The sequence below is a fragment of the Actinomadura miaoliensis genome, from assembly GCF_039536785.1.
Classification (GTDB): domain Bacteria; phylum Actinomycetota; class Actinomycetes; order Streptosporangiales; family Streptosporangiaceae; genus Spirillospora; species Spirillospora miaoliensis.
The window spans coordinates 551,044-563,008 of record NZ_BAAAZG010000001.1 but is presented as its reverse complement, the minus strand read 5'-3'; the positions used below and the strand labels follow the sequence as shown (position 1 = coordinate 563,008).

The following is an 11,965-nucleotide window of genomic DNA, read 5'->3' as shown; positions in this document are numbered from 1 at the left end:
GCATGCGCAACGAGCGGACCAAGGCACGCGGCATCGCCACCGACGGGGCGGCCAACCGGCTGCGCTACCTGGCCCTCACCCACGGCCGCCCGCTGTGGCGGCTGGCCGAGGCCGACCCCAGGCTGCGGCTGCGCCTGAACGCCGCGTTGATGGACAGCGCGATCCGGGAGATGCCCGGACGGCCGGAACCGCTGAGCACCAAGTCCGACTACACCTCGTGGGCGTCCCTGACCGACCGCACCTACATGGCCCGGCACCTGCCGCCGGTGCCCGGCCGCGACGAGGCACGGCCGTCGGCGGAGCGGGCCGCCGACCTGTTCGCCCGGGACGGCGAAATGATCCCCTGCCCACGGTCGACGGTGCTCTTCGCCTATTTCGCCCAGTGGTTCACCGACGGATTCCTGCGCGGCGACACCAACGTTCCCCGGGATCCGCGTCGCACCAGCTCCAACCACGAAATCGACGTCAACCCGGTCTACGGGATCACCGAGGACCAGACCAACGCCATCCGCGCCTTCGACGGCGGCCGGCTCAAGAGCCGGCTCGTCAACGGCGGCGAATTCCCGCCGTACCTGTGCGAGAACGGAAAGATCAAATCGGAGTTCGCGGCGCTGAGCGTGGCCCTGTTCGACAGGGTCGACGAGCCGCGGCGCGACACCCTGTTCGCCACCGGCGGCGACCGGGGTAACGCGCAGGTCGGATTCACCATGTTCACCGTGCTCTTTTTGCGCGAGCACAACCGGGTGGCGCGGGTGCTGGCGGACGCCTACCCGAAATGGGACGACGAGCGGCTGTTCCAGACGGCCCGCAACATCGTGATCGCCATCGTCATCAAGCTGGTGGTCGAGGAGTACATCAACCACATCACCCCCTACCATTTCCGCTTCCTGCTCGACCCCCGGCTGAGCACCCGGCTGGCCAGGGCGCCCTGGCACCGGCAGAACTGGGCGTCGATCGAGTTCAACCTGGTCTACCGCTGGCACAGCCTGGTCCCGTCCGAACTGGTCGTCGCGGGGCGGGAGCTGCCGCTGCCGGCCACCTTGTTCGGCAGCGCGCTGCTGCCCGAGGCGGGGCTGGGACGGCTGTTCGAGGACGCCTCCGAGCAGCGGGCCGGACGCATCGGGCTGTTCAACACCGACCCGGCTCTGCGGGAGGTGGACGTGGCGAGCATCGCCGGCTCGCGCGCCGTGGACCTGGCCCCCTACAACGACTACCGCGCGCACTGCCGCTTCCCGCGCGTCCGCCGCTTCGAGCAGATCTCCGGCGATCCGCGCGTCCACGGGGCCCTGCGCGAGCTGTACCGGGACGTGGACGACGTCGACCTGTACGTGGGCCTGTTCGCCGAGGAGCCGGGCTCGGCCAGGGCCATCCTCCCGCCGCTGCTCACCAAGATCATCGCGATCGACGCGTTCTCCCAGGCCCTGACCAATCCGCTGCTGGCGCCCCGGGTGTGCAACGCCGAGACGTTCTCCCCGGTCGGGATGCGGATCATCGGCACCACCCGGACGGTCTCGGACGTGCTGCACCGCAACGTGCCGGAGGACCCGCGGCCCCGTTTCGTGAGCATGACCTGGCGAGGCGCCCGATGACCGCCGAGCACGACGCCGAGCCCGACACCGAGCCCGACGCCGAGCACGACGCCGAGCCCGACACCGAGCCCGACGCCGAGCCCGACGCCGAGCACGACACCGAGCACGGCGCCGAGCCTGCCGCCCGGGTCCTGCGCGAGGCCGCGCGGGAACTGGCCGACATCGCCACCACGCTGCGCGAGGTGTCCCGGCACGCCACCGCCGCCGCCACGGACGGCGCCGTCTACGGTTCGCTGCGCCGGGCGCCCGCCGCCGGGGCACGAGCGCAGCGGGCCGTGCTGCGCGCGGTCACCGACCGGCGCGGGCTCGGCTACACCGTCGCGGGCGGCCCGATCGGCACCCTCGGCGCCAAGCTCGGCGGCATGGCCGGGACGCGCAGCCTGGCCGTCCGGATGATGACGACGTCGCTGCGGCTGCGCATCGCCGCCGTCTGCCTGGACAACCCCGAACTGGTCACCGATCCGCTGCTGGCGCGGCTGCACGAGGCGGTGGCGGCCGAGCGGGAGATGGACGCGGTCCGGGCCCTGTGCGCGCTGATCAAGGACCGGGGCACGGCCCGCACCCTCACCGCGATCGCCCCGATCTTCGGCGAGTTCCTGGCGTTGCGCGCCCTGCTGGACCGCAACCCGCTCAACGACCGCACCGCCTGGCTCATCGCCGGCGGCGAGGCAGCCGCCACCGCCGACCCCATCACCGGCCTGAGCAACCGGGCGATCGCGGTGCTGGACGTGGGGGAGGGCGCCGCCCGCCGCACCGCCCCCGAACCCGGCGAGCTCGCGCGGCTCGGCACGCACGGATCACTGCTGGACTTCCTCACCAACATCTGCGTCGTCGGCCCCACCGGCCGGGTCCTGGTGCAGACCGTGACCGGCCCGGACGGCGTCCGCCGGCACGTCGTGCAGGTGCCAGGCATGCGGATCGGCAACCCCGACCTGGACTCGCCCGCCGACCTGCTCGGCGCGTTCAGCAGCACCCTGATGGACAGCGCCCCCTTCAGCCGCGCCCTGGCCCGGGCCGTCGAGGACTACGGCGTTCCGCCCGGCGAGGACATCGCCCTCATCGGCCACAGCGCCGGCGGCGCCGCGATCATGAATCTGGCGCAGGACCCGGAGTTCTGCGCCCGCCACACCGTCGCCCACGTGGTGGCCGTCGGGTCGCCGATCGACTTCAAGCGGCCCGCCTCCCCCCACACGTGGGTCGCCAGCATCACCAACCAGCACGACCTCATCCCCAGCCTGGACGGGCAGGGCGCCGGCTCCTGCTTCGACCTGCACCCCGACTGGTACGTGGTCGACTACACCGACCCCGCCCACGTGTTCCCCGCCTGCCACCGCATGGAGCACTACCGGGCCAACATCGCCGAAGACCTTCCGGAGGTCCGCGCCCACCTGGAGGAACGGCTGAGCCCATACCAGGGCCCGGTCGTCCGGTCGCAGCTGTACCGGCTGTACGACCGCAGGCCCGCGGCCGCGACGACCACGGCCCCGACGACCGTGCCCCCGACGACCACCGTGGTCACCACCGCCGGAGACACCGTCGAACTGCCGTTGCGTTCACCGGAGGGCCGCGCGCTCACCGCCTACTTCACCGCCGACCCGGCCGTCGCCGCGCGGCTGCTGGGGGAGCACGGGCGCGCCGTGCGGCTGGGCGGCCGCGCGCTCATCGCCCTCCACGCGTTCGAGAACCGGGGGACACCGCTCGGTGACTACGGTGAGGCGCACCTGGGGGTCGTCGTCGCCGACCCGGACGGTCCGCGCCCGTCCCGCGTGTGGCGGGAACTGCTGCCGTCCGGTGAACACCGCGGCCTGGGCACCTGCTTCCTGCACTCGGTGCTCACGACCGACCTGGCGTGCGCCGTGGCGGGCGAGGCGTGGGGGCATCCGGCCTCGGTGGGCGCGGTGCGCGTGGCGGGCGACGGGCGTTCCGCGTCCGTGACGGTCGTCGACACCGACGGCACGATCCTGACGCTGGCCGGGCCGCTGGGCCGCGGGCTGCCGTTCGTCAGACGGGACGTCGTCGTCTACTCCCGGCGGGACGGAGCCCCGCTGCGTTCGCACATCCGCGAACGCGGGCGCCGGCGGGCCCACCCGTCTCCCGGCATGCGGCTCACCGTCGGCTCCTCCGCCAACCCCCTCGCGCGGGCTCTGGACGCGCTCGGCCTCGACGGCGCCCGCCCGGTGCTGTGCCTGACCGCGCCCGCCCGCAGTGGCCTGCGGACGCCGGCCGTCCCCCTGCCCGCCCGCTGACCACGGAGCCAGTACATGCCCATCGATCCTGTCTCCGCCCACGCCCGGGTCCTCGGCGCCGACGCCGACGTGCTGGCCGAGTGCGCCGCACGGCTGCGTCGGCTCGCGGCCCGGCTCCGTGCGCACGACGCCGCACCGCCGTGGCTGTACCACGCGCTGAACGACCACATCACCGCCTGCGTGGTGGCCTCCGCCGACCTCGCCGACGCCGCCGAACGGCTGCACGAGTACGCCGCGGCGACGATCTCCGACGGCCCCACCCGCTGATCACCCGGGCCGCGGCCGCGTCCCCGCATCCCCGCCGGCCCGGCCGGACGTGATGTCGCAATGCCGCCAGCCTGTCGCGACGTGGCCGACCAGGCTGTCGGCATGACCGATTCGCTGACCGTCCTCACCGGCATGTACGCGGCCAAGGCGGAGTACCTGGCCGCGTCACCCACTGGATGGCCGCGACGAGGACGGTGTCCTGACCGCGGACGGCGAGCTCGGCGCGGGCCACGGCCACGGCCCGGGAGGCGCGTTGGGGCGGTCGCCTGCGGCAGGTCGCGTCGCCGACCGGTCGTGATCTCGGTGGCAGGGGTTGACGACCACACCTCTCATTGCTCAGAGTCAGGGGTCATGTACTGTTGGTGAGCGAGTGGTGGCCGGCTGGTCGCCTGGCTCATCGGGGGGACGCTATGAGCCGTGTGACCGAGTTGCCGTCCGCCATGCCTCCGGCGGCAGGCGGCTTCTACCGCCAGGGGTGGTGGCGGCGAGAGAGCTTCGTCGACGATCTGCACGCCCGTGCTCGTCAGATGCCCGCGTCGGTCGCCTACGTGAACGTGCGGTCGCTGCGAGGCGCCACCGAGACGGCGACGGTCACCTTCGGTGAGCTGGCCGAACAGGTCGAGCGGCTGGCGGCGGTGCTGTGGAGCCTGGGCGTGCGGCCCGGCGATCTGGTGGCCCTTCGGTCGCCCAACCGGTGGGAGGCCGCGGCGTTGTGGCTGGCGTGCGGCAGGGTGGGGGCGGTGACCATGTCGCTGTCGCCCTGGGCGGGCGCCCGCGAGGCGGAGATCGCCTTCACCGGCATCCCGGCCCGTCTGCTGGTCATCGGGGACGCGTGCGCGCCGGATGCCGCGGGCCTCGCGCCCCGCACGGTCCACCTGGGGGAACTGCTGGACAGCGCGCACTCCGCCGAGCCGCTGCCCGCCACGGAGCGACCACAGGTGTCGCCGGACGACCCGCGGCACGTGGCGCTCACTTCGGGCACGACCGGGAGCCCCAAAGCGGTGGTGCATTCCGGCAACACCCTTTACGCGTCACTGCGCGCGGCCGCCGCGTTCCTGTCGCCCCGGCCGGTCCTGACGAGCGCCGCGGGATTGACTCATGCGTCGGGGCTGAAGTACCTGGCGTTGATGCCGCTGGTCACCGGGGGGCGTGCGGTGCTGCTCACCAGTGACGACCTCCACGGCCCCGACCAGTGGCTCGATCTGGTGGCTCACCATGAGGTGAGCTGTCTGGTGGGCCTTCCGGCCCTCCTGGGGCAGTTGGTCACCGCCCAGCGTCGACGCGAACTCGACCTGTCCGGCATGCGCCGCGTCGTCAGTATCGGCGCGCCCCTCCCCGCCCCGACAGCGGTCGGCATACGCGCTCACCTGTGCACCGGCCTGATCAACGTATTCGGGATGACCGAAGGCGGCCCCCTCTGCGCGACCGCGCCGGACGACCCGTCGGAACCCGCCGAGCTGGGCATGGGACGGCCCGTCGGAGGCACACAGGTCGAGATACGCGGCGAGGACGCCTCCGGGGCGGGCAGTCTCAATGTCCGCGGCCCGAGCATGTGCCTCGGCATCGTCGATGTCCGGTCCGGCCGGACGACGTGGACCCCGGACCGTGACGACGGCTGGTACGACACCGGCGACCTGGTCCGGAGCGACGGGCACGGGCGGCTGCACTACCTGTCGCGCGCCTGCGACCGGGTCGGTTGGGGGCCCATGATCCCGACCGCGGAGGTCGAGAGCCAGTTGCTCGGCCACCCCGCCGTCGCCGACGTCGCCGTGATCGGGGTGCCCGACCGGCAGGGGCACGAAGCCGCCTGCGCCGTCGTCGTCCCGCGCAGCGCCCGGCCGACCCTGGACGAGCTGTGCGCGTTCCTGCGTCAGCGGCGCATGGGCGACAAAGACCTGCCCGCCCGGCTGGCCGTCGTTCCGGCGCTGCCCCGCACCGCACTGGGGAAGATCAGTAAGGCGGAGCTTCGTCGTCAGGTCATCAACGGCGCCCTGCCGACCGAAGGCTATGACGCGCTCCGGCACCGCCTGGAATGACCCGGCGCGCGCACCACAACCCCCCAGGACCGATCGATCACTCGCTCACGTGGCCGTCCAACAGGACGGCGAGCGGCTTTGTGGGGGACAGGTGGACACGACAACGCAGAACCGAAAAGAACCGGCGCACCGGCTCCGGCTCCTCGACGACGTGGCGCCACCGGCGCCGCCACCGCCGGTACCGCCCGGATGGCGGACGGGGCCGCCCGACTTCGTCGGGGTCGGGACGATGAAGTCCGGCACGACATGGTGGTGGTCGGTGCTGACCACCCATCCCGCGATCGCCTCACCACGCGCCGCCCAGGCGGCCGCCGACCATTCCGGTGCCGATTCCCGAGCGCTTCACGGAGCGAAAGAGGTGCACTTCTTCGACCACTATGGCCGCGTCGAAGAGGTGGATCCGGCGGAATATCACCGCTACTTCCCCCGTCCGCCCGGTTCGATCGCCGGCGAGTGGACGCCTCGGTACATGTACGACTTCTGGACGCCGCCGATGCTGCGCGCGGTCGCTCCGGAGGCCAGACTGCTCGTGCTGCTGCGTGATCCGCTGGAACGCCTGGCGTCGGCCCTGGGCTTCCACCGGGCCCTGGAAGCCGGGCACTCTCTCGCGGCCGTCATGGAACACCAGTTCCACAGGGCTCTGTACTGGCAGCAGCTGCGGATGCTGATGAACAGCTTCGACCGCGACCGGATTCTGGTCCTGCAGTACGAACGGTGCGTCGCCGAACCGGAGCGGCAGGCCCGGCGCACCTTCGAGTTCATCGGTGTGGACCCGGACATGTGGCATCCGGTTCGCCCCTTCGACCAACAGGTGGGGCGGTCGTCTCCGAAGCCCGTCGTCAACGAAGCCACTCGCGCGGTGTTCTGTCAGGCCATCGCGCCGGACATCAGCCGCCTACTGAGCGAGTTTCCAGAAATCGACCCCACGCTGTGGCCCAGCGTCGACCCTTCGTCGCCCGCAAGCGGCACAGAAGCCCACGACGACCTGGCCGCTCTGGACGGCTGAGGCCGCCGACCGGAAAACCCCCCGGCACGTCATCGCCGCGATTCACTACGCCACACCCACGGGGGAGTGGCGTCGTCACAGGAGTTCAGAATGCTGGAGATCATCGGGGCCGGTTTCGGCCGGACCGGCAGCTATTCGCTGAAAGAGGCGTTGACGCGCCTGGGATACGGCCCATGCCACCACATGACTTCACTCGGCGAGAGCGAGGAGTTGCTGCGACGCTGGGAAGCCGTGGTGGACGGCGAGCAGATCTCGTGGGACGTGGTGCTGGCCGGTTACCGCGCCGCACTGGACTGGCCGGCCTGCGCATACTGGCGGGAACTCGTCGCGGCCTATCCGCACGCGAAGGTCATCCTGACCGTACGCCCCCCGGATCGCTGGTATGCCAGCATGTCCCGCACTCTTTACAGATCCTCCCGTCCGGCGCCGCTGACCCCCGAGGGGATGCTGATGCGGCTGGAGGACCTGCTGGACCCCGGCCTGCGGCGGCGTCGGCGGATCTCGCGAGAGGTGATCTGGAAAGGGACGTTCGGTGACCGATTCGCCGACCGCGAGCACGCGATCGAGGTCTTCAACCGCCACAACGCCGAAGTGCGGGCCCATGTGCCCGCCGACCGGCTCCTCGTCTTCGACACGGCCCAAGGCTGGGAGCCGCTCTGCGACTTCCTGGGCGTCCCGGTGCCCGACGAGGAATTCCCCCACCTCAATCGGGCCGCGGCCTTCCAGGACGGCCTGTCGAGGCGCCGCCGGCGGATTCTGACCGGACGTGCCATGGTCGGAGCCCACGGGGACGCCGTTCGTTGACCGCCCCTTTCCGTGGGACGTTCACCCTTCCCCGCGGTGCCTGCGCAGAATCCATGGGTGGTGGCCGTCGGCGAGGATTTCAAGACGCCTGGGCCAGTGGTAGGGGGCCGGCAGACGTCCGGCCCCCCGGAAATACAGGACGGTGCATCCCGTCTTCCCCTGGTGGGGGTTGAAGCCGCCGCCGTCCGCGGTCAGCCCGGCACGTCTCGCGACGGCATCCCAGATCTGGTCGAGGACGCGTGCGCCGGGCTCGGTGACGCGGAAGCCCAGGTGTGTCTGGTGCTGGCAGGAGCGCTCGTCCTCGGCGATGCGGCCGCCGGTCGCGGAGGCGTGCGACGGCAGCAGGAACAGTTCCATGGACCGATCTCTCGACGTCTTCACGTGCGTTATCACGACCGGCAACTGCTCTCGGGGAAGCCCGTAACGCTTCGTCAGGTGACTGCGGACCACCGTACTGGGAACGGTCGGCGCCGCTTTCAGTCCGCGCTCTTCCAGTTCCGTTAATGCCCTGTCGATTCGTCCGGGAAAGACGAGCAGGGCCCCGTGATCGAATCGAGTGTGCCGGGCGATCAATTCCGTCGCGTCGCCGTGCGCGTCCGGTGGCAGAACGGCCCGCAGCGCGCTTTCCGTCGTGTGGGCGGCGATGAACCCTCGCATCGTCTCCAGGCGCCCCCAGTCGGCGGGGGCCAGACCGGGCACCGAACGCCGGCTCATCTCCTGCCGGACCGGGGCCATGGCGGTGTACGGAGGCGGAGGCGGGACGTCGTCCATCATGACGGCACCCCGGGCGCGGCGGTCGCGGACAGGCGGCTGCCTCTCGTCCGTACCGGTCTGCGGTTTTCGCTGTTGAAATCGCTCGTTCTGCACATGGCGGCGGTATCGGCGCCATGGGATGTTCTGGCCGCCACTGCACGACCAAGGACCATTTTGACCGGCTTGCCCTTTCGGTGGGCGCCGCCCATGCCCCGGCCCCGGATCAGACCACACTCTGCTTCGGTCACCTTCGACAAGGTACTCGAAGAATTGCGCCTCGTAGTTAATCGATTTCTAATCATGAGGCCACTCAATAACACCACGGCCCTGGGATTCGCGTTACCGTGACGTCCGCGCCGACCCGCCGCTGCCGCGAGCCCCGCCACCCGCTCTGCGGGGCGGCCCCGTGGGTGGAAGCCCCGCTCACGACCCCGTGCTCAGGTCGGCCAGGTGAGGGGCAGGGTGTCCAGGCCGAGGACGAGGCTGGCGTGTTCCGTGGGCCGGGCGCCGTCCGGAATGCGGTAGTCGGGGATGCGGCGGTGCCATTCCTCCAGGGCGATGCGCAGCTGCAGGCGGGCCAGGTGGGCGCCGAGGCAGCGGTGCGGGCCCGCGCCGAAGGCGATGTGCCGGTTGGGCGCGCGGTCGAAGTCGACGGTCTGCGGGTCGGGGAACACCCGGGGGTCCCGGTTGGCCATCATGAGCGGCAGCATCACCATGTCGCCGGCGCGCATGGGACAGCCGTGGACGTCGGCGTCGGCGGTCAGCCTGCGGGCGGGCAGTACCAGCGAGTAGGCGCGCAGCAGCTCCTCGACGGCGTCGGGGATGATGCCGGGCTCGGCCACGAGGCGGGCCCGGTCGGCGTCATGGCGGGCCAGATGCCAGAACGAGTACGACAGCTGCGCGGTGACGGTGTCCAGGCCGGCCAGGAACAGCAGGACGCACAGTTGCAGCAGCTCCTCGTCGGTGACCGGTCTGCCGTCCAGTTCGAAGGCGGTCGCGGCGCTGACCACGTCGTCGCGGGGGGCCGCGCGCCGTTCGGCGATCAGCCGCCGGAAGCAGGCCGTCACCTCGGCCATGGCCTCGGCGCGTCCGGCCCCGTCCGGCGGCGGGTGCAGGATCGCGTACTCCCACTCCAGGAACTCCTCCAGCCTGCCGGTGGGCAGTCCCATGAACTCCAGGAACACCGTGGTGGGGAAGCGGCGGGTGAAGTCGGTGACGAAGTCGCACGATCCCTTGGCGGCCAGCCCCTCGACCAGTTCGACGCACCGCCGCCGGACGGCGTCCCGCATCGCGGCGGCGCGGGCGGGGGTGAACAGCGGCCGCAGCAGCCTGCGCCAGGCGGTGTGCAGCGGCGGATCCAGCATGATCGGGATCCACTGGTAGGGCGGATCCGGGTCGATGACGGAGATCGCCCGGCTGGAGTGGGACTCGGCGTCCTGGTAGGCGGCGACGATGTCCTCGTGCCTGGTCAGCACCCAGAATCCGTGCCCGGCCCCGCTGTGGAACGCCGGGCACCGCTCACGGAGCTCGTCCAGCATCGGGTGGGTGGTGCCCGCCGGACGGGGCTCGCCGAACGGGTCGAAGTGGATCCGGGGGTGACTCATCGGCGCTCTCCTCTCCGCGCTCCTTCGCGTGCCACTCCGCGGTCGCTCCTTCGACCGTCCGGCCGTGCCCGGGGCGGCGTCGAGGGCCTCGGCGGCGTGGCCGGCGGATCTCACCGGGGGAGACCTGGGAACCGGAACGGTGTGTGGCGAACGTATCCTCCATAACGGTGCGTGACTAGACACGATCGTCCGATAGGTCGCCCTGAACCTGCTTGAAGGAGCATGCATGCCTCTGCCTCCCGGGAGGTCCGCCTCGCCCGCCACCGAGACCGTGCTGAACGAGGCGTTCGACCGGATCCTGCGCCGCAACCCGGGCGAACCGGAGTTCCACCAGGCGGTGAAAGAGGTCCTGGAGACCCTCGCACCGGTGCTGGACCGGCGTCCGGAGCTTCTCGACGCCAAGATCATTGAGCGGATCACCGAGCCGGAACGCCAGATCATCTTCCGGGTGCCGTGGCAGGACGACAAGGGCGAGATCCATGTGAACCGCGGCTTCCGGGTCGAGTTCAACGGCGCGCTCGGCCCGTACAAGGGCGGGCTGCGGTTCCACCCGACGGTCAACCTCGGCGTCATCAAGTTCCTCGGCTTCGAGCAGATCTTCAAGAACGCGCTCACCGGGCTGAACATCGGCGGCGGCAAGGGCGGCAGCGACTTCGACCCGCGCGGCCGCTCGGACGACGAGGTGATGCGGTTCTGCCAGTCGTTCATGACCGAGCTGCACCGTCACCTGGGCGAGCACACCGACGTCCCGGCCGGCGACATCGGCGTCGGCGCCCGCGAGATCGGTTACCTGTTCGGGCAGTACCGGCGGCTGGTCAACCGCTGGGAGGCCGGCGTCCTCACCGGTAAGGGCATCGGCTGGGGCGGCTCGGCGGGCCGCCCCGAGGCCACCGGGTACGGCAGCGTGCTGTTCACCGCCGAGATGCTCAGGCTGCGCGGCGAGGACCTGGAGGGCCAGCAGGTCGTGGTGTCCGGCTCCGGCAACGTCTCGATCTACACGGTGGAGAAGGCCCAGGCGATGGGCGCCAACGTCGTCACCGTCTCCGACTCCGACGGCTACGTCGTCGACGAGAAGGGCATCGACCTCGCCCTGCTCAAGGAGGTCAAGCAGGTCCGGCGGGGACGGGTCGGCGACTACGCCGAGCTGCGCGGCCCGTCCGCCCGCTACGTGCCGGGCGGCCGTGTCTGGGAGGTGCCCGCCGACATCGCCTTCCCGTCGGCCACCGAGAACGAGTTGAACTCCGACGACGCGGTCACGCTCATCCGCAATGGCGTCAAGGCCGTGTCGGAGGGCGCGAACATGCCGACCACGCCGGACGCGGTGCGTCTCTTCCAGGAGGCGGGCGTGGCGTTCGGGCCCGGCAAGGCCGCCAACGCGGGCGGCGTCGCGGTCAGCGGGCTGGAGATGGCGCAGAACGCGGCCCGCGTGAGCTGGACGTTCGAAAAGGTCGAGGCCGAGCTCACCCGCATCATGAAGGCCGTCCACGACAAGTGCCACGAGACCGCGGAGCGTTATGGCTCCCCGGGCGACTACGTCAAGGGCGCCAACATCGCGGGCTTCGAACGCGTCTCCGACGCCATCCTCGCGCAGGGACTCACCTGACCGAACGCGACCACGCCGGGTAGCGGTCTTCGCGGCGGCCGCCGGGACATCCCGATC

Annotated in this window: 9 protein-coding genes; 7 read left to right on the top strand and 2 right to left on the bottom strand. The window is 71.4% G+C overall.

What is annotated here, in order from left to right:
- Positions 1–2 precede the first annotated feature (2 nt).
- From ABD811_RS02600 to ABD811_RS02575, 6 genes are all read left to right on the top strand, one after another.
- A complete protein-coding gene (locus ABD811_RS02600) occupies positions 3–1,589 on the top strand; it encodes a peroxidase family protein (protein ID WP_344940032.1) in 1,587 nt (528 codons plus the stop codon).
- Entirely contained in the window at positions 1,586–3,835 is a 2,250-nt protein-coding gene (locus ABD811_RS02595) for a lipase family protein (RefSeq protein WP_344940029.1), read from the top strand. The genes ABD811_RS02600 and ABD811_RS02595 overlap by 4 nt, the downstream gene beginning before the upstream one ends.
- A gap of 15 nt (positions 3,836–3,850) precedes the next feature.
- Positions 3,851–4,102 (top strand): hypothetical protein, encoded by a 252-nt coding sequence (locus tag ABD811_RS02590; protein ID WP_344940026.1) that lies wholly within the window; start codon positions 3,851–3,853, stop codon positions 4,100–4,102.
- Positions 4,103–4,512: 410 nt separating this feature from the next.
- Positions 4,513–6,138, top strand: a complete 1,626-nt coding sequence (locus tag ABD811_RS02585) for an AMP-binding protein (RefSeq protein WP_344940023.1) — start codon at positions 4,513–4,515, stop codon at positions 6,136–6,138.
- Between the two features lie 49 nt (positions 6,139–6,187).
- A complete protein-coding gene (locus ABD811_RS02580) occupies positions 6,188–7,144 on the top strand; it encodes a sulfotransferase (RefSeq protein ID WP_344940020.1) in 957 nt (318 codons plus the stop codon).
- 90 nt (positions 7,145–7,234) lie between these two features.
- Complete coding sequence (locus ABD811_RS02575; protein ID WP_344940017.1) at positions 7,235–7,948, top strand: sulfotransferase family protein; 714 nt, start codon at positions 7,235–7,237, stop codon at positions 7,946–7,948.
- A 21-nt stretch (positions 7,949–7,969) separates the two neighbouring features.
- Here the strand turns inward: ABD811_RS02575 and ABD811_RS02570 are convergent, their stop codons facing one another.
- Together ABD811_RS02570 and ABD811_RS02565 are read right to left on the bottom strand one after the other, a co-directional pair.
- Positions 7,970–8,722, bottom strand: a complete 753-nt coding sequence (locus ABD811_RS02570) for a hypothetical protein (RefSeq protein ID WP_344940014.1) — start codon at positions 8,720–8,722, stop codon at positions 7,970–7,972.
- A 416-nt stretch (positions 8,723–9,138) separates the two neighbouring features.
- On the bottom strand, positions 9,139–10,305 hold the full coding sequence (locus ABD811_RS02565; RefSeq protein ID WP_344940010.1) for a cytochrome P450: 1,167 nt from the start codon (positions 10,303–10,305) through the stop codon (positions 9,139–9,141).
- Positions 10,306–10,531: 226 nt separating this feature from the next.
- Between ABD811_RS02565 and gdhA the strand changes: the two genes are divergently transcribed.
- The gene (gene gdhA, locus ABD811_RS02560; RefSeq protein ID WP_344940007.1) at positions 10,532–11,908 is read left to right on the top strand and encodes an NADP-specific glutamate dehydrogenase; all 1,377 of its coding nucleotides are present in this window, start codon (positions 10,532–10,534) and stop codon (positions 11,906–11,908) included.
- Positions 11,909–11,965 lie beyond the last annotated feature (57 nt).